This is a genomic window from Micrococcus lacusdianchii (genome assembly GCF_023155805.1).
Lineage (GTDB): Bacteria > Actinomycetota > Actinomycetes > Actinomycetales > Micrococcaceae > Micrococcus > Micrococcus lacusdianchii.
In genome coordinates this window covers 33,818-53,674 of sequence record NZ_JAKNUW010000002.1, presented here as the reverse complement: position 1 = coordinate 53,674, position 19,857 = coordinate 33,818, and the positions used below count along the sequence as shown (strand labels likewise).

The 19,857-nt window shown below is 73.5% G+C and carries 18 protein-coding genes and 1 tRNA gene; 8 read left to right on the top strand and 11 right to left on the bottom strand.

The annotated features are described in order from the left end of the window. Positions 1 to 25 precede the first annotated feature (25 nt). Positions 26 to 445 (top strand): hypothetical protein, encoded by a 420-nt coding sequence (locus MA879_RS01600; RefSeq protein ID WP_248122768.1) that lies wholly within the window; start codon positions 26 to 28, stop codon positions 443 to 445. Positions 446 to 478: 33 nt separating this feature from the next. Here MA879_RS01600 and MA879_RS01595 read toward each other — a convergent pair whose 3' ends face one another. After that, positions 479 to 2,113 carry a cell division protein PerM gene (locus tag MA879_RS01595; RefSeq protein ID WP_248122766.1) on the bottom strand — a complete coding sequence of 545 codons (1,635 nt, stop codon included), beginning with the start codon at positions 2,111 to 2,113 and terminating at the stop codon, positions 479 to 481. 139 nt (positions 2,114 to 2,252) lie between these two features. Between MA879_RS01595 and MA879_RS01590 the strand changes: the two genes are divergently transcribed. Beyond that, entirely contained in the window at positions 2,253 to 3,479 is a 1,227-nt protein-coding gene (locus MA879_RS01590; protein WP_248122764.1) for a glycosyltransferase family 4 protein, read from the top strand. 200 nt (positions 3,480 to 3,679) lie between these two features. Beyond that, positions 3,680 to 5,020: an NADP-specific glutamate dehydrogenase gene (gene gdhA / locus MA879_RS01585; protein WP_248122762.1), complete on the top strand. Its 1,341-nt coding sequence runs from the start codon at positions 3,680 to 3,682 to the stop codon at positions 5,018 to 5,020. Positions 5,021 to 5,038: 18 nt separating this feature from the next. On the opposite strand, the gene MA879_RS01580 is transcribed toward gdhA, so the two are convergent. Next, positions 5,039 to 5,524: an acyl-CoA thioesterase gene (locus MA879_RS01580; RefSeq protein WP_248122760.1), complete on the bottom strand. Its 486-nt coding sequence runs from the start codon at positions 5,522 to 5,524 to the stop codon at positions 5,039 to 5,041. Between the two features lie 19 nt (positions 5,525 to 5,543). Then, positions 5,544 to 6,812 (bottom strand): App1 family protein, encoded by a 1,269-nt coding sequence (locus MA879_RS01575; RefSeq protein ID WP_248122758.1) that lies wholly within the window; start codon positions 6,810 to 6,812, stop codon positions 5,544 to 5,546. A gap of 83 nt (positions 6,813 to 6,895) precedes the next feature. Between MA879_RS01575 and MA879_RS01570 the strand changes: the two genes are divergently transcribed. Further along, positions 6,896 to 7,870: an inositol monophosphatase family protein gene (locus tag MA879_RS01570; protein WP_248122756.1), complete on the top strand. Its 975-nt coding sequence runs from the start codon at positions 6,896 to 6,898 to the stop codon at positions 7,868 to 7,870. Then, on the top strand, positions 7,867 to 8,370 hold the full coding sequence (locus tag MA879_RS01565) for a pyridoxamine 5'-phosphate oxidase family protein (protein WP_248122754.1): 504 nt from the start codon (positions 7,867 to 7,869) through the stop codon (positions 8,368 to 8,370). Before MA879_RS01570 ends, MA879_RS01565 begins: the two co-directional genes overlap by 4 nt. Positions 8,371 to 8,373: 3 nt before the next feature. Here the strand turns inward: MA879_RS01565 and MA879_RS01560 are convergent, their stop codons facing one another. From MA879_RS01560 to MA879_RS01550, 3 genes are read right to left on the bottom strand one after another with little or no spacing between them, the layout of a single operon-like run. Further along, a complete protein-coding gene (locus tag MA879_RS01560) occupies positions 8,374 to 10,131 on the bottom strand; it encodes an FAD-binding dehydrogenase (protein ID WP_248122752.1) in 1,758 nt (585 codons plus the stop codon). Positions 10,132 to 10,169: 38 nt separating this feature from the next. Then, positions 10,170 to 10,553, bottom strand: coding sequence for a DUF202 domain-containing protein (locus tag MA879_RS01555; protein WP_248122750.1), 384 nt, complete (start codon positions 10,551 to 10,553; stop codon positions 10,170 to 10,172). 2 nt (positions 10,554 to 10,555) lie between these two features. After that, positions 10,556 to 10,978 (bottom strand): YidH family protein, encoded by a 423-nt coding sequence (locus MA879_RS01550; protein ID WP_248122749.1) that lies wholly within the window; start codon positions 10,976 to 10,978, stop codon positions 10,556 to 10,558. Positions 10,979 to 11,133: 155 nt separating this feature from the next. Between MA879_RS01550 and MA879_RS01545 the strand changes: the two genes are divergently transcribed. Next, the gene (locus MA879_RS01545) at positions 11,134 to 12,264 is read left to right on the top strand and encodes a VIT1/CCC1 transporter family protein (RefSeq protein WP_248122747.1); all 1,131 of its coding nucleotides are present in this window, start codon (positions 11,134 to 11,136) and stop codon (positions 12,262 to 12,264) included. A 123-nt stretch (positions 12,265 to 12,387) separates the two neighbouring features. Here MA879_RS01545 and sucD read toward each other — a convergent pair whose 3' ends face one another. The 3 genes from sucD to pcrA all read right to left on the bottom strand — a co-directional run bounded on the left by sucD (position 12,388) and on the right by pcrA (position 17,309). Further along, on the bottom strand, positions 12,388 to 13,308 hold the full coding sequence (gene sucD, locus MA879_RS01540; RefSeq protein ID WP_248122746.1) for a succinate--CoA ligase subunit alpha: 921 nt from the start codon (positions 13,306 to 13,308) through the stop codon (positions 12,388 to 12,390). Positions 13,309 to 13,335: 27 nt separating this feature from the next. Further along, complete coding sequence (gene sucC / locus MA879_RS01535; RefSeq protein WP_248122745.1) at positions 13,336 to 14,505, bottom strand: ADP-forming succinate--CoA ligase subunit beta; 1,170 nt, start codon at positions 14,503 to 14,505, stop codon at positions 13,336 to 13,338. Positions 14,506 to 14,714: 209 nt separating this feature from the next. Continuing rightward, entirely contained in the window at positions 14,715 to 17,309 is a 2,595-nt protein-coding gene (gene pcrA, locus MA879_RS01530) for a DNA helicase PcrA (RefSeq protein ID WP_248122744.1), read from the bottom strand. A gap of 110 nt (positions 17,310 to 17,419) precedes the next feature. Here pcrA and MA879_RS01525 point away from each other — a divergent pair, with 110 nt between their 5' ends. Continuing rightward, positions 17,420 to 18,061, top strand: coding sequence for a hypothetical protein (locus MA879_RS01525; RefSeq protein WP_248122742.1), 642 nt, complete (start codon positions 17,420 to 17,422; stop codon positions 18,059 to 18,061). Between the two features lie 56 nt (positions 18,062 to 18,117). Beyond that, positions 18,118 to 18,194 (top strand) — tRNA-Arg (locus MA879_RS01520). Between the two features lie 12 nt (positions 18,195 to 18,206). On the opposite strand, the gene MA879_RS01515 is transcribed toward MA879_RS01520, so the two are convergent. Together MA879_RS01515 and MA879_RS01510 are read right to left on the bottom strand one after the other, a co-directional pair. Further along, entirely contained in the window at positions 18,207 to 18,818 is a 612-nt protein-coding gene (locus tag MA879_RS01515) for a nucleotidyl transferase AbiEii/AbiGii toxin family protein (protein WP_248122740.1), read from the bottom strand. Beyond that, on the bottom strand, positions 18,811 to 19,815 hold the full coding sequence (locus MA879_RS01510) for a type IV toxin-antitoxin system AbiEi family antitoxin (protein WP_248122732.1): 1,005 nt from the start codon (positions 19,813 to 19,815) through the stop codon (positions 18,811 to 18,813). Before MA879_RS01510 ends, MA879_RS01515 begins: the two co-directional genes overlap by 8 nt. Between the last annotated feature and the right edge of the window lie 42 nt (positions 19,816 to 19,857).

Sequence of the window (19,857 nt, the reverse complement as noted above, 5' to 3'; positions counted from 1 at the left end):
GGTGTCCGCGACTCCGCCCCCTCCCGTGACCCCGCCGGCCCGACGCCCCGACGGCGAGGACCCGGCACGCACCCGCGTGGGACGCCGTCTGATGTGGCAGTCCGCGGCCCTGCTGGGCATGGTGCTCACGTTCACGCTCGCGCTGCCGTGGAAGCTCGTCTCCCCCGCCCTGGCGGTCGTGGCCCTCGTGCTGGGCGCGCTCGTGTGGTCCGGCTCCCGCGGCGTGGACCGTTCGGGGTCGTCCCGCGCCGCAGCAGGCGCCGGGTCCGCCCTGGCCCTCGTCGGCCTGACGGTGGGCCTGCTCCCGGCCTTGCTGTGGAACGAGACCGCAGCGTTCGAGCGGTGCACCGGCTCGGCGGTGACCGTCCGCGCCCAGCACGAGTGCGCCCGGGAGTTCACCCGGGTGGTCGAGGAGCGCACCGGCGTGGCTCAGCTGGGCGGCTGAGTCCGCCCGCCGGGGATCCGCTCGTCGGCCGGGTCAGCCCCGGGCGCGCCGCGACCGGGCCCGCGGCACCCGCACGGGCCGGGCAGCCGATCCGGCTCCCGTGGACGCCCGCGGCTCCGCCGGGACCTCCCGCTGCCCCTCGATCCGCTCCGCGTCGGGGTCCACGGAGGGCACCGGGGTCTCGTCCGGGTCGACCGTCGCGTGCCGGGCGGCGCGCTCGTCGTCGTCTCCTGCGGCTCCGTCCCGCGGCTCCGCGGTGGACCCGCGGCCGCCCCGGCCCGAGCCCGGGGCGGGCAGGGCCGGCAGGCGGAGCCGGCCGTCCTGGCGGCCGGCCTCGCCCCGGGCGGCCCGGGACCCCGAGAACGGCAGGGTGAGGGTGCGCCCGGGCCGCACCGGACGGTCCATCACGGCGAGCGCCACGAGGTAGCCGATCGCGCAGCCCAGCGCGGTCCACCCGGCCACCGCAAGGCACACCGGCAGCACCGAGGACCCGACCTGCGCGAGCGTGCCGATCCCGAAGGTGCCCTGCGTGAGGGCGAGCGGGACCACCAGGGCCGCCGCCGTGAGCAGGCCCAGGAGGAGGGACTGGGCGAGGGTGGAGAGGGCGAGCGAGGCCCAGCGCGCGTCGATCCGCCGGGCGAGCCAGTCGTCGAGATGGTTCTCCCCCTCCCGCAGCAGCCACCAGCCCGCGAGCGCCCCGGCCGCCACGGGCACGAGGACGAGCACGGGGAACCACGGCTGCCACGTCGACGGCAGCGCCTCGAGCACGGGCAGCGCCGGCACCGACGCCGGATGGGCGCCGAACACCGAGTACAGGCTGTCCGAGCCGACCCGGAAGCCCGGGCCCGCGGTCCACGCGAGGGCCCACGCCGTGAAGGTCGGGAGCCAGCCGATCTGCAGCAGGGCGAGCATCAGACCGCCGACGGGGCCGGCGTCGACCATCTGCTGCACCCGCACCACGGGCGCCCAGTGCACGGCCAGGGTCACCACCACGAGCAGCGCGTTGAGGGCCACGAGCCCGGCCAGCGCCACGCCCGCGGCCCGGACGAGCGCCCACGCATAGGTGCCGGCCCACCGCTCGTACTGGGAGCGCCGGGCGATCCGCTCCGTCAGGTCGAGGCCGATCAGGTGCGCCCACGTCCCGGCCTCCCGGCGTGCACCGGCCAGGGCGGCCGCCGTGAACAGCAGGCACGGCAGCAGGACCCCCGGCCACGGGGACGCGGTGAGCCGGCCCGCGCCAGGCAGCGTCGCGCAGGTGAGCGCGACCGCACCGTACGCGGCCACCGCGCCTGCGAGCGCCTGCCACGCCTGGTCCCGGTACGACGCGCGGGCCAGTCGCCGTCCCGCCCGCCAGCTGAGCCAGGCGGGCAGGAGGGTCAGTCCCCAGGGGACCATCCAGACGGTGCTGACCAGCGCCTGCGCATCCGCGGCGGGGAGCGGGGTGGTGACGGTGACGGGCACCGCGTGCAGACCCAGCCAGAGGGCCCCTCCCGTCTGGACGACGTCCTCGATCCGAGTGCTGGAGAACCCGCCGGTCACCCAGACCAGCAGAGTGGGCCCGAGGACCGCGGCCAGGCTCGTCAGCGCGGTGACGAGCGCCTCCACCACCCCCTGGAGCCACAGGGGCAGGGGCATGGGGCGCAGCAGGCTCGGGACGCGGGGGTTCACCCGTCTATGGTGCCACCCGGCGCGGAGGCGCCCACCGGACCGGGCCGGCGTCGTCCGGCACCGAGAGTTCACCGCCGTGCCACCGGCGGGTCGCCCGCGCCTGACCGCGCCGTGGCCTGCCGCCCCTACCGTCGGGGCCATGCGCGTCGCCGTGATCGCCGAGTCGTTCCTGCCCCACATGAACGGGGTGACCAACTCCGTCCTCCAGGTCCTCAAGCACCTGCGCTCACGGGGGGACGAGGCGATCGTGATCGCCCCGGCCGCCTCGTGGACGGCAGGCTGGACGCAGCGCGGCGGTGCCGGTCAGGCGCCGACCGAGGTGGAGGGGTTCCCCGTGGTGGCCCTGCCGTCCGTGCCGATGTCCGGGTACTCCTCGGTCCGCGTGGCCTACGGGACGGTGGCCCGTCTGCGCGGTCTGCTGAACGGGTTCCGCCCGGACGTGGTGCACATCGCCTCCCCGTTCGTGCTGGGCTGGCGCGCGGTGCAGGCGGCCGAGGAGCTGGGGATCCCCTCGGTGGCGGTGTACCAGACCGAGGTGCCGCGCTACGCCGCGAAGTACGGCGCCCCGTGGCTCGAGGACGTGCTGTGGAACCACGTGACGCGCCTGCACAACACCGCCACCCTCACCCTCGCGCCCTCCTCCTTCACGCTGCGCCAGCTGCACCGGGTGGGCGTGCGCCGCGTGCACCTGTGGGGCCGCGGCGTGGACTCCCAGCGCTTCCACCCCGCCAAGCGGGACGACGCCCTGCGCGCCGAGCTCGCCCCGCAGGATGAGCGGCTAATCGGGTTCGTGGGCCGGCTCGCGCACGAGAAGCAGGTGCAGGACCTGGCCGTGCTCTCCGACCTGCCCGGCACGCGCCTCGTGGTGATCGGCTCCGGCCCGCTGCGCGAACAGCTCGAGCGGCAGCTGCCGGGCGCGCACTTCGCCGGATTCCAGGGCGGGGAGGACCTCGCCCGTCACGTGGCCAGCCTGGACCTGTTCGTCCACCCCGGGGAGTCGGACACCTTCGGCCAGACCCTGCAGGAGGCCATGGCGTCCCGCGTGCCCGTGGTGGCGGTGGGCCGCGGCGGCCCCCTGGACATCGTGGACTCCTCCCGCACCGGATGGATCTACGAGCCCGGCCGGCTGGACGAGATGCGTGCCCGCGTGGTGGACCTGATCCACGACGACGCCAAGCGGGACGCGTTCGCCGAGGCCGCATGGGCGTCCATGCAGGGGCGCACCTGGCCCGTGCTGTGCGAGCAGCTCATGGGCCACTACGAGCGTGCGGTCCACGTCCAGCGCCGCCGCCGCGGCGAGTTGGCCCGGCGCTTCCTCGACATGCCCGGGACCCTGGCCGGCCGCGCCGGCCGCGTGTTCGGCTGAGGGCGACCGCCCCGCTCGAGCCGGGGCCGCACCTGTCACATCCGGCCGGAGGTGCTGGGGTCCTGCCACACTGGCCAGGATGCCCCGTGGACCGGGGCACGGCAACGTCGCCGGGCACGCACCCTCCGATCCGTCCGGACGTGCCCGTGCCCGGCACCGACCAGCGGCGCCCCCGGGCGTCCGACCGATGGAGGTATCCCATGCACCAGGCCCTCGAGACCCTGCGAGACGACATCTTCGCCCGCAACCCCGGCGAGGCCGAGTTCCACCAGGCCGTCTCCGAGGTGTTCGCGGCCCTGGACCCCGTGGTGGAGCGCCGCCCCCAGTACGTGGAGTCCGGCATCCTGCACCGCCTGTGCGAGCCGGAGCGTCAGATCATCTTCCGCGTGCCGTGGATCGACGACGCGGGCGTCGTCCAGGTCAACCGCGGCTTCCGGGTGGAGTTCAACTCGGCGCTCGGCCCGTACAAGGGCGGCCTGCGCTTCCACCCCTCCGTGTACCTGGGCATCATCAAGTTCCTCGGCTTCGAGCAGATCTTCAAGAACGCGCTGACCGGCATGCCGATCGGCGGCGGCAAGGGCGGCTCCGACTTCGACCCGGCCGGCCGCTCCGATGGGGAGGTCATGCGCTTCTGCCAGTCCTTCATGACGGAGCTGCACCGCCACATCGGCGAACACACGGACGTGCCGGCCGGCGACATCGGCGTGGGCGGCCGCGAGATCGGCTACCTGTTCGGCCAGTACAAGCGCCTGACCAACCGCTTCGAGGCCGGCGTCCTCACCGGCAAGGGCCTGACCTGGGGCGGCTCGCTCGTGCGCACCGAGGCGACCGGCTACGGCACCGTGATGTTCGCGGACGCCATGCTCCGCACGCGGGGCGAGTCCATGGACGGCCAGCAGGTCCTGATCTCCGGCTCCGGCAACGTGGCCATCTACGCCGCGGAGAAGGCCGCCGCCCTGGGCGCCACCGTGCTGACCGCCTCGGACTCCGCGGGCTGCGTGGTGGACCCCGCCGGCCTCGACCTGGAGCTGCTCAAGCAGATCAAGGAGGTGGAGCGGGGCCGCATCTCGGAGTACGCCGAGCGCCGCGGCGGCGCCGCCCGCTACGTGGCCGGCGGCTCCGTGTGGGACGTGGAGGGCACGGTGGCGCTGCCGTGCGCCACGCAGAACGAGCTGGACGAGGCCGCCGCCAAGGGCCTGGTGGAGCGGGGTGTCAAGGCCGTGGCCGAGGGCGCCAACATGCCCACCACGGAGAAGGCCACCGAGCTGTTCCTCGAGGCCGGCGTGCTGTTCGGCCCGGGCAAGGCCGCCAACGCCGGCGGCGTGGCCACCTCCGCGCTCGAGATGCAGCAGAACGCCTCCCGCGACTCGTGGGGCTTCGACGACACCCACGAGCGCCTCGAGAGGATCATGCGCGACATCCACGACCGCTGCGTGGAGACCGCCGAAGAGTACGGGACCCCGGGCAACTACGTGGCCGGTGCGAACGTCGCCGGCTTCATCAAGGTGGCCGACGCGATGCTGGCGCAGGGCGTCGTCTGATCCCGCCCCGCCCGCGGATCAGCCCGCCAGCGCCGCCCGCTGCTCGGCGGTGAGCCGCACGGGGCGGCCGCTCTCCCCGTCCACGAACACCATCACCGAGGTGGCGGTGGCGCACAGGGTGCCGTCCACACCGTCGTAGAGCTCGTAGCGCACCTCCACGGACACCGCCTTCACCGCGGCGACGCCGACCCGCACCCGCAACGGCACGGGCCGGTACGGCATCTGTGCCCGGTACTTCACGGTGTGCTCGGAGACGAACGTCCGCACGCCGGGAGCCACGCCCTCGAGCAGGTCGATCGGGGCGCTCCCCCCGCCGCCGGCGCCCGTGTTCGCGGGCACCCCGAAGGCGGCCACGCGGGCCTCCTCGAGCACCTGCACCACCGCGACGTTGTTCACGTGCCCGTACGCGTCCATGTCCGCCCAGCGCAGCGGGACCCGGACCTCCACCCACCGGCCGGCGCCGTCCCCGCGGGAGGCACCGCGCGTCGTCGTCGTGCCGCTCATGTCCGCGTTCCGCCCGGCATCAGGACTGGGCCGAGACGTCCACGTCCCGGGCCTGGTCCTGGTCCGCGCCGGTGCCGGGCAGGACGCCCTCGCCCGCACTCCGGCGACCGTCACGGGCGGCCTGCGCGGCCTCGTCCTCGCCGAGGATGTCCTCGAGCCAGCCCTCAGGGTGGACGTCCACGAATTCCACGGGCAGGATGCCCAGGTCCTCGAGCTGGTTGGACAGCGCGGCGCCGTCGGGGCCGTAGCACCAGGGGATGCCCGGGGTGGAGTGCCGCGTGTCCTCCGCGCGGCCGCCGGCGAGCAGGGCCTCGGAGGGGGTGAGCTGGCGGATGACGATCGCCTTGACCTTGTCCGGGTGCCGCGTGGCGAACCCGGCGTAGATCTCGGGGTCGTGCTGCCCGTCGTCGCCCACGAGGATCCACTGCATGTCCGGGAACTGCTCCGCCAGGCGCTCGAGCTGGGTCACCTTGTGCTCCTGGCCGGAACGGAACCAGCGGTCCTTCGTGGGGCCCCAGCTGGTGAGCAGCAGCGCGCCCAGCGGGTACAGGTTGCGCCCCAGGAAGCGGGTGAGGGTCTGCGCCACGTTCCACGCGCCGGTGGAGAGGTACACGACCGGCGCCATGGGCTCGGCCTCCGCGATGCGGCGCAGCAGCACCGCCATGCCGGGGGTGGGCGTGCGGGCGTGCTCGTCGATCACGAACGAGTTCCACGCCGCCAGCAGCGGGCGCGGCAGGGAGGTCACCACCACGGTGTCGTCGATGTCGGAGACCAGGCCGACCTTCGCCTCGGGCGAAGTGATGTAGAGGTCCATGGTGACCGCCTCTTCGTCGCCCACGCAGAGGGTCGCGGTGCGCCACCCCGGCTCGAGCTCCACGTCCAGGACGACGTCGACGACGCCCATCCGGTCCGCGCGCACCATAATCGTGAGGTCGCCCACCTGCACCTGCACCTGCGCGTAGGCCATGGGCGGGGCCACGAAGTTGCGCCAGCCGTGGACGCCGTCCGCGACGACCTTGGAGAGGCGGCGGCCGTTGAGGAAGTCCGCGTCGTTCGCGATGACCACGCGGGAGAGGATCCGCACCCACGAGGTGCTGCCGTAGCCCGTGAACGCCATGAGCGTGGGCACGTAGCCCTTCTTCAGGGCCCGGGAGCGGTGCCAGCGGTTCCAGGACTCCTGGAGGTGCGTGGCGAGGTTCTCGGCGGTGGTGGGCCCGCCGTCCGTGGCCAGGCGCTGGCGACGGGCGGGATCGGACTGGGCTGCGGAGGCGGCGGAGGACGCGGACATGGGACCAGTATCACGCACGTCGAGCGGGGCAGGGGATGCCCGTCACGCCCGAGACAGGGGCGGTGCGTGCCTAGTCTGAGGGCATGACCGCGCCGGACACCCCCGCCCCCGCAGACCGCACCGCCGTATCCCCTGCCGCCCCCTCCCCCGCCGCGCTGCGCGCGATCGCCCTGGAGGCCGCCCGCGCGGTGGCCCCGGCCCTGGCCGCGGCGTTCCGCACGCCGGATGCCTCCGCCACCACCAAGCGCAACCACCACGACCTCGTCACCCAGCACGACCGCGCCACCGAGGAGGCGCTGATCGCCGCGCTCACCGCGGCTGTGCCGGGCAGCGCGGTGCTCGGCGAGGAGACCGGCACGACCGTCGCCTCACCCTCGGACACCGCGCCGGGAGCCGAGGGCGGCTCCCGCGTGCGGTGGATCGTGGACCCCATCGACGGCACCTCCAACTTCACGCACGGCTTCGCGATGTTCTCCGTCTCGATCGCCGCGGAGGTGGACGGGGAGGTCGTGGCCGGCGTCGTGGTGGACCCGGCGAACGGCCTGGAGTTCTCCGCGGACGACTCGGGCGCGTGGCTCGGCGAGGCGCCCCTGCCGCTGCGCGCCGCGCCGGCCGGCGGCGAGCGCGCCCTGAACCTGGTGACCTCCTACCCGGCGGCGGAGGCGCTGCGCCGCGAGGGCGGGGACGCGCTGGGCCGGTTCGCGGAGCTCGTGGACGCGTTCGCCACCGTCCGCCGCACCGTGTCCGGGGCGCTCGAGCTCGCCTTCACCGCCGCGGGGTGGGCGGACGCCACGCTGGCGGTCGACACGAACCCGTGGGACATCGCGGCCGGCCAGCTGCTCGTGGCCCGCGCCGGAGGCACGCTCACCGCCGCCGACGACGCCGGCCTCGCCCCCGCCACGCCCCCGCACCTGGCCCGGCACCTGCTCGCCGTCGGCCGGGACCGGGAGGCCCCGACCGCCCACGCCGTGCTGGCGGGCCTGGCCGCACATCGCGGGGCGGGACAGAATGACGGGGACACCGCCGACACCGACGAGACCCGGGAGGTCGCCCCATGACCGAGCACACCACCCCCTCGATGCAGCGCCCCGACCCCGCCGTGGGGGACGCCTCGATGTTCCCGCACCCGGACGGCGAGCCGGTGCTCGCCCTGACGGACGAGCAGATCTGGAGGCTGCTCGGCGGCGTCCGCCACGCCCGCCTCGGCCTGGCCGTCGACGGCCGTCCGGACATCGTGCCGGTGAACGTCCGCACCCACGAGGGCGCGGTCTACTTCCGCACGGCGCCGGGCTCCAAGCTCGCCGAGCTGACCGTCAACCCCACCGTGGTCCTCCAGGCGGACGGGATCCTCTCCGACCAGGCCTGGTCCGTGCTCCTGCACGGCACCGCCCGCCGACTCGAGACGGAGGCGGAGATCGCCGAGGCCGAGTCCCTCGGCATCCAGCCGTGGGTCCCCACCCTCAAGGACTTCTACGTGAAGGTGGACGTCGAGTCCGCCTCCGGCCGGCACTTCCTGTTCGGCCCGCACCCGGAGCGCAACGAGTCCCAGACCGACTGAGCCTCAGGCGACGGCGGCGGCCAGGGACCGGCCCGCGGTGCGTCCGCTGAAGAGGCACCCGCCCAGGAAGGTGCCCTCCAGCGAACGGAAGCCGTGCATGCCGCCGCCGCCGAACCCGGCCGCCTCGCCCGCGGCGTACAGCCCCTCCACCGGGCCACCGAGCTCGTCCAGGACGCGGCCGCTGAGGTCCGTGTGCAGGCCGCCGAGGGTCTTGCGGGTGAGGGTGCGCAGGCGCACCGCCACGAGCGGTCCCGCCGCGGGGTCCGTGAGCCGGTGCGGGGGCACCGCCCGGATGAGCTTGTCCCCCAGGTACTGCCGTGCCCGTCGCACGGCGTCCACCTGCGGGTCCAGGCCCGCGGCGGCGGCGCCGGCCTCGTGCTCGGCCACGGCCTGGCGCACGGCGTCCACATCCACGCGCGGGGCCTCGTCCCAGCCGGAGCGCTCGATCAGGACGTTCATCTCCGCCACCAGCTCCTCCACGGTGCGGGCGCGCACGAAGTCCTCACCGTGGTCCAGGAACGCGCGCACCGGGGCGGGGATGTCCTGCGTGACCCGGCCCAGCACGTCCCGCAGCGAACGGCCGGTCAGATCCGGGTTCTGCTCCGACCCGGACAGCGCGAACTCCTTGCCGATGATCCGCTCGTTGAGCACGAACCACGTGTGCTCGGCGCCGCCGCCGTGCCGGCCCACGCCCGCGCCGCGGCGGATCTCCCCCAGCGTGCCGAGGGTGTCGAACCCGGGCCAGCGCGGGTGCGGCAGACGGTTGCCGGCGGCGTCCAGCCACAGGGAGCTGGGGCCGGGCAGGATGCGGATGCCGTGGCCGGGCCACACCGGGTCCCAGTTGGCCACGCCCTCCGTGTAGTGCCACATGCGATCCGGGTGCAGCACGTGGGCGCCGGCCTCCTTCGCGGCACGGATGCCGGAGCCGTCCACGTACGCCGGGACGCCGGAGAGCATGCGCCGCGGGGCGGTCCCCAGGCGCTTGGGCCACACGGCGCGCACCGCCTCGTGGTCGGCTCCGATCCCGCCGGAGGCCACCAGCACCGCCTGGGCCCGCACCTCGAAGCCGCCCACCGCCTGCCGGGAGGATGCGGTGCCGCGGGCGCCGTCGTCGTCGGCCAGGCGCTCGCCCCGGACGCCGACGACGGCGCGGTCCTGGGTGATCAGCTCCGTCACCCGGTGGCGGGGCAGGTAGGTGAGGCGGCCGTCGAAGGCCGCGCGCTCGACCACGAGGGCGAACGGCTCCACGATCCCCACGCCCGTGCCCCACGTGATGTGGAACCGGGGCACCGAGTTGCCGCCGATGCCCGGGCCGCCGCCGAACACGTCGGGGACGCGGCGCTCGGCCCAACCCACCACCGGGAAGAGCCGATGGCCGCGCTCGGCGAGCCAGGACCGCTTCTCCCCGGCCGCGAAATGCACGTACGCCTCGGCCCACGCCCGAGGCAGGACGTCCTCGTCGGTGAAGCCCGCGGTGTCCTGCCAGTCGCGCCAGGCGAGGTCCACGGAGTCCCGCACGCGCAGCCGACGCTGCTCCGGGGAGTCCACCAGGAACAGGCCGCCGAAGCTCCACCATGCCTGGCCGCCGAGGTCACCGGGGCGCTCCTGGTCCACGAGCACCACCCGGCGCCCGGCCTCGAGCAGCTCGCACGTGGCCGCCAGCCCGGCCAGTCCGTGGCCGAGGACCACGACGTCGGCGCTGTGCGGCGCGTCCTCGGCGGCGTGGCGCAGGGCTGCGGAGGCGGGGCGGTGCTGAGTCATGCGTCACAGCGTACTGGCCGCGCCCTCAGCGACAGCGGTCAGAGCGGCGCCCCGGAAGCGAGCAGAGCGGCCATGGCCGTCAGCCCCAGGCAGGACAGCGCCACCACGAACGCCACCATGCCCGCCACCGTCCGCCACGCCGGCCGCACCCGCTTGACGGTGATGCCCGAGGACTGCCGCCCGTACCGGCGGCGCTGGCCCAGCATGATCACGGCACCCACCAGGGCGGCCAGGGCGGCGGGCGCGAACGCCCACACGCCGACCTCGGAGTACCAGCGCACGAACATCAGGGCCGTCACGTGCAGGGCGAGCACGGTGCGGTCCCAGCTCAGCACCGTGCGCTCGGGCTGCAGGCCGGGGTCGGCGTGGCCGCCCGGCGCGGCCGGCCTCGGCAGGGGGATGCCGGGGAGGCGGGGCGGCATGCTCAGCCCATCCGGGCGATCGTCGCGGCCAGCAGCACGACGGTGCCCACCACCACGGCGCCGGCCAGCACGGGCACGACCAGTGGCAGGGGCAGCGGCCGCGCGTTCCGCATGGCCCGCTCCACGCGCAGCCAGCGCACGCCGGCCCCGAGGGCGAGCAGGGCACCGACCACCAGCAGCAGGGCGCCGAGGGTGAAGCGCACGGTCGGCGGGAACATCTCCCCCGCGAACGCCTCCACCGCCACGCCGCCCGCCAGCAGGGCCAACGACGTGCGGATCCAGGCCAGGAAGGTGCGCTCGTTGGCCAGCGTGAAGCGGGGGTCCGGCTCTCGCCCGCCGTCGAGCAGGCGCTCCTCCCAGGGGCGCCGTCCGGGGGCGGCCGCGGTGCCGTCGACGTCGGCGTCCGGGGCGCTCTGGGTGCACATGCGCCCATGCTATCCAGCCGAGTCCGGACGGCGGCGGTATGATCGGACCCCGGGCCAGGCCTCTGGAGCGGCCGCACGCCCCGCCCTCTCCGTCCACTCGGCCCCGCCGGCCACACGCGACGCCGCGCCCGCCGCACCAGCGCTCTGGAGGCACCATGAGCACCGCCGTCGACCGCCCCGGCCACCCGGGCGCCGCGCCCACCCGCGAGCAGATCCGCCGATGGCGCCGCTATCTCGCGGACGAGATCGCCGAGGGCCAGATCTACCGGGACATCGCGGCCCGCAAGGACGGGATGGAGCGGGAGGTCCTGCTCGGGCTCTCCGAGGCCGAGTCCCGGCACGAGGAGCACTGGCGGCGGCTGCTGGGCCCGCACGCCTCGAACCCGCCGCGCCCGTCCGTGCACCGCATGCTGCTGCGCGGGCTGGCCCGCGTGTTCGGGTCCGTGTTCGTGCTGGCCCTGGCCCAGCGCGCCGAGTCGGACACTCCCTACGCGGAGGACCAGGACGCCCCCGAGGGCATGGTGGCGGATGAGGCCATCCACGAGGAGGTCGTGCGCGGCCTCGCCGCCCGGGGTCGCGAGCAGCTGGCCGGCAACTTCCGCGCCGCCGTCTTCGGCATGAACGACGGGCTGGTCTCCAACCTGGCGCTCGTGATGGGCATCGGCGCGACGGGCGTGGCGCCGTCCGTGGTGCTGTTCACCGGCGTGGCCGGCCTGCTGGCGGGCGCGCTGTCCATGGCGGCCGGCGAGTACGTCTCGGTGCGGTCCCAGCGGGAGCTGCTCGAGGCCTCCTCCCCCACCCAGATCACCCTCGAGGCCGCGAAGCACCTGGACATCGACCGCAACGAGCTCGAGCTGGTCTACCTCGCCCGCGGCATGGAGCCCGAGGACGCCCAGCACCGGGCCCTCGAGCGCCTCGGCTACCTCACCTGCGACTGCAACCCCGCGTTCTCCGCGCGGCCCGACGGCTCCCAGGGGCCGGTGGACCACTCCGAGTCCTTCGCGGAGATCGGCTCGGCGTGGGGCGCTTCGCTCTCGAGCTTCCTGTTCTTCGCCTCGGGCGCGCTCATCCCGATCCTGCCGTACATCTTCGGCATGACGGGCGGCCCCGCGCTGGCTGTCTCGGCGGTTCTCGTGGGCCTGGCGCTGCTGTTCACGGGCGGCGTGGTGGGCCTGCTCTCCGGCTCCTCGCCCCTGTGGCGCGGCCTGCGCCAGCTCGCCATCGGCTACGGGGCCGCGGCCGTCACCTACGTGCTCGGCCTGCTGGTCGGCGGCAGCGTCGGCTGACGGCCCCGCCCCTCTCCACGCACTTCGGGGGCGAAACCGGGCGCCGTTCCATGAGAACGACACCCGGTTTCGCCCCCGAAGTGATCAGCGGTGTCAGGCCCGCCGATCAGGGACGGCTCAGGCTCAGGCCTTGTCCTGGAGGATCTCGCGCATCAGCTGCGCGGTCTCGGACGGCGTCTTGCCGACCTTCACGCCCGCGGCCTCGAGGGCCTCCTTCTTGGCCTGCGCGGTGCCGGCGGAGCCGGAGACGATGGCGCCGGCGTGGCCCATGGTCTTGCCCTCCGGGGCGGTGAAGCCGGCCACGTAGCCGACGACCGGCTTGGTGACGTTGGCCTTGATGAACTCGGCCGCACGCTCCTCGGCGTCGCCGCCGATCTCACCGATCATCACGATGGCCTGGGTGTCCGGGTCGGCCTCGAAGGCCTCGAGGGCGTCGATGTGGGTGGTGCCGATGACCGGGTCGCCGCCGATGCCGATGGCGGTGGAGAAGCCGAAGTCACGCAGCTCGTACATCATCTGGTAGGTCAGCGTGCCGGACTTGGACACGAGGCCGATGGGGCCGGTGCCGGTGATGGTGGCCGGGGTGATGCCGGCCAGGGCCTCGCCCGGGGTGATGATGCCGGGGCAGTTCGGGCCGATGATGCGGGTCTTCGGCTTGCCGTCCTCGCCGGTCTTCGACTGGGACAGGGCGAAGAACTCGGCGGAGTCCTGCACCGGGATCCCCTCGGTGATGACCACGAGCAGCGGGATCTCGGCCTCGATGGCCTCGATGGCGGCGTCCTTGGCGAAGGCCGGCGGCACGAAGGCCACGGACACGTCCGCACCGGTCTTCTCCATGGCCTCCGTGACGGTGCCGAAGACGGGCAGCTCGACGGCGTTGCCGTCCTTGTCCTCGTGGGACACCGTGGTGCCGGCCTTGCGGGCGTTCACGCCGCCCACGATGTTCGTGCCGGCCTTGAGCATGAGGCGGGTGTGCTTGGTGCCCTCACCGCCGGTGATGCCCTGGACGATGACCTTGGAGTCCTTGTTCAGGTAGATCGACATAGCTGTTTCCTCAGTCTTTCCGAACGGTCAGTTCGCGGAGTGGGCGAGCTCGGCGGCCTTGTCGGCGCCCTCGTCCATGGTGGCGGCCAGGGTGACGAGCGGGTGGTTCGCCTCCTGCAGGATGCGGCGGCCCTCCTCCACGGCATTGCCGTCCAGGCGCACGACCAGCGGCTTGGTGGCGGTGTCACCCAGGATCTCGAGGGCCTTGACGATGCCGTTCGCGACCTGGTCGCACGCGGTGATGCCGCCGAAGACGTTCACGAACACGGACTTGACCTGATCGTCGCCCAGGATGACGTCGAGGCCGTTGGCCATGACCTCGGCGTTGGCGCCGCCGCCGATGTCCAGGAAGTTGGCCGGCTTCACGCCGCCGTGGTTCTCGCCGGCGTACGCGACGACGTCGAGGGTGGACATCACGAGGCCGGCGCCGTTGCCGATCACGCCGACCTGGCCGTCCAGCTTCACGTAGTTGAGGTCGTTGGCCTTGGCCTTGGCCTCCAGCGGGTCCTCGGTGCGCTCGTCGACGAGGGCGGCGTGGCCCTCCTGGCGGAACTCCGCGTTGTCGTCGAGGGAGACCTTGCCGTCCAGGGCGAGGATCTTGCCGTCGCCGGTCTTCACCAGCGGGTTCACCTCGACGAGGGTGGCGTCCTCCTTCTCGAAGACCTCCCAGAGCTTCTGGAGGACCTCGGCGACGTCGGCGCGCAGCTCCTCGGGGAAGCCCGCCTCGGCGACGATCTTCTGGGCGGTCTCGGCGTCGATGCCGGTCAGCGCGGAGACGGGCACCTTGGCGAGGGCCTCGGGGCGCTCCTCGGCGAGCTGCTCGATGTCCATGCCGCCCTCGACCGAGCACATGGCCAGGTAGGTGCGGTTGGCGCGGTCCAGCAGCACGGAGAAGTAGTACTCCTCGGCGATGTCGGCGCCCTGGGCGATCATGACCTGGTGCACGGTGTGGCCCTTGATGTCCATCCCCAGGATGGCCTTGGCGTGCTCGTAGGCCTCGTCGGCCGTCTTGGCGACCTTCACGCCGCCGGCCTTGCCGCGGCCGCCGACCTTCACCTGTGCCTTGACGACGGTGACGCCGCCGATCTTCTCCGCGGCCGCCTTGGCCTCGTCCGGGGTCTGCGCAACGATGCCGGCCAGCACGGGGACGCCGTGCGCCTCGAACAGATCGCGCGCCTGGTACTCATACAGGTCCACGGTGGTGTGTCCTTCTTGGTCGAAGACAGGTTCCTGCCGGCACCGCGGGGAGGCCGTGCCGGCGCCGGCGCCGCGTGTCCGCGGACGAGGCCGTGCCGACGGCACGACCGGGCGGCAGACGGCGGCGCTCCGCTGGCCACTCTAGACCACGGGGGCCGGCGGATCCGAGGCCCGGCCGGCCTGGAGCGCACGGGAAGAACGGCTCCCGCTCAGCCCTCGATCCGGGTCAGCGGGGCGTAGCGCAGGAGCAGCCGCTTCTGGGCCCCCGACTCGAGGAACGTCACGGTGGCCACGGTCTTGTCCCCGGCCCCCGCCACGGCGTCCACCCGGCCCTCGCCGAACGTGGTGTGGGAGACCCGGTCCCCGGGGCTCAGCGCGGCGATCTCCTTCTGCGGCTGCACGCGCGAGGGCGCCTTCCCACGGACCACCGAGGACCCCACGGTGAGGTCGGCGGGCTCGTCGCCGCGGGTGAGGCGGGCGGGGCTGTTCCCGCCGACCCCGCCGCCGACGGCGCGTTCCCCCCACGCCCCGGACATGGAGCCGCGGCGGGAGGCCCCGAACCGGTCGGCGTACCGGGAGGTGCCGGCACCGTTGAGGGAGCCCAGCCCGCCGGAGCGGTCCGTGCCCTCGCGCTCCCAGTCGATCAGGTCCTCGGGGATCTCCCCCAGGAACTGGCTCGGCGGGTTGAACTGGTGCTGCCCCCACAGGGAGCGCGCCTCGGCGCGGCTGAGGTGGAGTCGGCGTCGGGCGCGGGTGAGGCCCACGTAGGCCAGGCGGCGCTCCTCCGCGAGCTCCTTCTCGTCCGTCAGGGACCGGGAGTGGGGGAACACCCCGTGCTCCATGCCGGTGAGGAACACCACGGGGAACTCGAGCCCCTTGGCCGTGTGCAGCGTCATGAGCGTCACCTGGCCCTGGTGCTCGGCCAGCGCCTCGCCCTCCACGTCCGTGGCCGTGGGCAGCTGGTCGGCGTCCGCCACGAGCGCCACCTGCTCGAGGAAGTCGGAGAGGGTGCCGTCCGGCGTCGTGGTCTCGAAGGAGCGCACGACGGCGACGAGCTCGCCCAGGTTGTCCGCGCGGGACTCGTCCTGCAGGTCCTCGGACTCCCTCAGCGCGGCGAGCATCCCGGACTGCTCGAGGACGGCCTCGAGCACGGTGGCGGGTCCGGCGCCCTCGGCCACCTGGGCGAGGTCGTCCATCATCTGGACGAAGCCCTGGACCGCCTTGAGCGAGCGGGTAGCCATGCCGGGTGCGTGCTCGGCGTCCCGCAGGGCGTCGAAGAACGGGATGCGGTTCCGCTCGGCCCACGCGGCCACGGCGCCCTCGGCCCGGTCGCCGATGCCGCGCTTGGGCTCGTTGAGGATGCGCCGGGTATTGACGTCGTCCGCGGGGTTGACGATCACCCGCAGGTAGGCGAGGGCGTCCTTGATCTCCTTGCGGTCGTAGAACCGGGTGCCGCCGATCACGCGGTAGGGGATGCCGCGGGTGACCAGGCGCTCCTCGAGGGCACGGGACTGCGCGTTGGTGCGGTAGAAGACGGCCACGTCCGCGGGGCGGATCCCCTCCTCGTCCTGGAGCCGGTCGATCGTGGCGGCGATCCACTCGGCCTCCGCCGACTCGTTCTCCGCGGCGTAGCCCACGATCCGCGGGCCGGCGCCCTCCGCCGTCCAGAGGTCCTTCTTGCGCCGGTCCGGATTGTTCGCGATCACCGCGTTGGCGGCGTCCAGGATGGTCTGGGTGGAGCGGTAGTTCTGCTCGAGCTTGATGGTGGCCGCGTCCGTGAAGTCCTCCTCGAACTCCACGATGTTGCGGATGTCCGCGCCGCGGAAGGCGTAGATGGACTGGTCCGAGTCGCCCACCACGGTCAGCTCGCCGCCGGCGGTGGCCACGCCCTCGGGCTCCCCGGCCGGGCCGGCCAGCAGGCGGATGAGGCGGTACTGCGCGTGGTTGGTGTCCTGGTACTCGTCCACGAGCACGTGGCGGAAGCGCCGGCGGTAGTTGTCCAGCACCCGCGGGAACGCCTCGAACATGTGGACGGTCATGCCGATCAGGTCGTCGAAGTCCAGCGCATTGGCCTGGCGCAGTCGCGCCGTGTACTCGCGGTACACGGCGGCCACGGCCTGGCCCCACGGGTCCGTGGCGGACACCGTGCCCGCGTGCTCGTCCGCGTCCACGAGCTCGTTCTTGAGGGCGCTGATCCGGTTCAGCAGCGCCTTCGGGGCGAACCGCTTGGGGTCCAGCTCGTGCGCCTTGGCGATCTGCGTGACGAGCCGCAGGCTGTCTGCGGAGTCGTAGATGGTGAACGTGGGCTTCAGGCCGATGTTCGCCGCCTCGTTGCGCAGGATCCGCACCGCGGAGGAGTGGAAGGTGGAGATCCACATGCGGCGGGCGGTATCCCCGATCAGTCCCGCGATGCGCTCGCGCATCTCTGCGGCGGCCTTGTTGGTGAACGTGATGGCCAGGACCTCGTGGGGGCGGGCCCGCCCCGTGGCCAGCAGCCACGCGATCCGGTGGGTCAGGACGCGGGTCTTGCCGGAGCCGGCGCCGGCCACGATCAACAGTGGCGAGCCCGTGTGCTGCACGGCCGCCGCCTGCTGGGGGTTGAGCCCCTCGACGAGCCCAGCGGGGGTGAGCCGCCCCGGCGCAGGCGCCGCGTCGCCCTCCCCCCAGCGGGGTGCCTCCGGGTCCGCGGCCGCGCGCGTCACCGAGGGCGGCACGAGGCCGGGCAGGGCCGTCTCCGGATCCGCGGGGCGGGTCCGGGCGGCGACGAGGGAGTCGCGTCCGAGGGAGGAGAAGAGGTCAGCCATGGCCCGGCCAGTCTAGGCGCGGGTCCGGACACGGCAGCGGGCCGATTCCCCCGACGCCGCCCCCGCCTGGGAGGATGGGGCCGATCCTCGCCCCGCCCCAGGAGTCCGACGTGGCCAAGAAGAAGACCAGCAAGCACCGCCGCCCGCAGTCCGGCCCCTCCGCCGGCTCGACGGCGGCCCCCGCGCACGACCGCGCCACGCTGCGGGACGTGTCTCCCCGCGAGGACCTGGCGACGGCCGCCGCGCAGGAGGGCAGCCCCGCGATGCTCGTGATCGCGCTGATCGGCACCACCCTGTTCATCGGCGCCTACTACCACCTGCTCGTCCTGCAGCAGATGACCCAGCTCACCGGCGGGCTGGCGATGCCCGACTCGATGCTGCGCTACGGACAGGACCACGTGGTCGCCCTCTCCGGCGTCATGGACGAGGCCGCCCGGGGTCAGCTCAACTGGGTGCACAAGACCGCCGGGGTGATCTTCGCGGTGGCCGTGGCGCTGACGGTGGCCGTGGTGGGCGCCTGGCGCCTGCGCCCGGCCGCCGCGAAGTGGGGCGCGCTGGCGCTGGGCGTGGTGTTCGCCGTCGTGGACGTCTGGGAGGGCCTCGCCATCGAGCAGGCGATCGCCGCGGGCGGTGCCGGAGCCGGCCTGGCCGCGGCGCTCACCCTGATCCGCTGGGTCCTGCTGGCGGTGATCGCGGTCGCCGTCGCGGTGATGCTCTGGCGCGGCGGCCGCGGGACGCGGGCCCGCCGCTGAGTGCCTCGGCTAGACTCACCCACCGGACCGGATGCGCCGCGGCGCACGTGTCCTGCGCCCCAGTAGCTCAGTTGGATAGAGCGACCCTCTCCTAAAGGGTAGGCCGTCGGTTCGATTCCGGCCTGGGGCACCATGTCAGCGGCCCTCAAGTCCCAACCGGAGCGCTGCGAGGCGCAGGTCCCAGACGCGGAGGGGGGCCGGACAGCCCCATGTCATGCAGCAGGGCGTCGGACTCGAGCCGTCGCTCCACCATCGCGCCCAGGAGTGCGCGCAGGTCCTTCGCATCCTTGGAAGTCTGACCACGGCGGACGTTCCATGCGATGACCTTGAGCAGGGCCAGCGCCTCAGCCGTGGGCACGCGCACCACGCAGTCATGCGCCACCTCGACCCGCATGGCGGACGCGTACGCCTCTGCTTGGCCGCGCACATCCAGCACGATGTCACGCGCAGGCGAGAAACGAGCTGCTTCCTCCGGGACGTCGATGGACGGGAGCACGTCCACCGGCATGCCTTCGACCGTGAAGGTGTACCCCTTCTCATTGACAGGAGTCCCCAGTGCGTGGACCACATCCCTGTACGACGTGCCAGCCGGGATGCCGACGACCACATCGACGTCCTCAGTCTGTCGCCCCGGCTGCGCTCCGAGCTGCGCGAGCACCGCATCGCGAGCATGGGCGCCGATCACCATGATCTCGGACCCCACACGATGGGAGACCGCGCGAAGCACGGAGGCGATGTCCGCGAAGGGATCACCCACGGCGGGCCTCCTCATCCAGCACCTGCTCCCCCGCCTCACGCAGTCGAGGGTCCACAGTGCAGAGGAGTTCCGCCGCTGTCAGCAGCGGAGGTGCCGTCGGACCGACCATGAGGAGGCTCTCGTCCCAGAACCGCTCGCGCAGGACCATGTCGGTGGCCTCCGCCGCTGTGCGCAGTCGACCGACCCTGACCACGTCAGCCCACGGCGGACGGTCGAACACGACCACGCCGGTCCCGTTCCGCACGGTCGGCGCCACGGCGTCGCCGGCCAGGGTGGCGTCCGTGCGCTCCATCAAGGTCTCCGCCAGCAGCAAGGGCGGTGTCGGGGCAGTGACGAACCTCGTCGCCAACGTCCCCACGAGCCTTTCTCGATACCCCAATGCCCAGAGGCGTATGAGGTCACCTCGCCGGCCGAGCGCGCGTTGCGGACGACCCGCCGGGACCAGGTAATCCTGCTGACGGAGAGCGTGAAGGCTCTGCTGGGCCGAGCCGACAGAGACCGCGGCGGCTCTGGCGACGTCACGCACGGGCGACTGACGCAGATCCGGAACGCACAGCAGAGCGAAGACCACCCTGAGACCCGATGGCGTGCTGATCCGACCGCCATACCCCCCGTGGACATCGGACCTTCGAGCCGCCGTGGCGCGGCGTCGCCCCTCGACATGGATGAGGAGGCCGGGAGCTCGGATGTCAGCGTTACCGTGGCGGTCCACATAGGCCACGCCACGGTCCCGCAGACGGCGCCCGAGGGCGGCGTCGACGACGGGGAGCAGGAGAAGGTCACCCTCCGTCACGGGCACGATCTCCAGTGCCTCGAGCACACTCGATGACTCCCGACGGGGGTCCACGGCATCCACATCCCCCCAGAGCGCGAGCCGCCGCCGTTGACCAGTGGGGAGAAGGACCGTCTCTCCGGCAGCGTCGGGGACGACGTCCACACCGGCCAGTGCGCGCGCGTAGGGAGCGGTCTCCTCCGGGCCCGGGGCTATCCAGCGCACGCGTTCATGCTATCTGAACGTTCAGATGACATGAACAGTCGT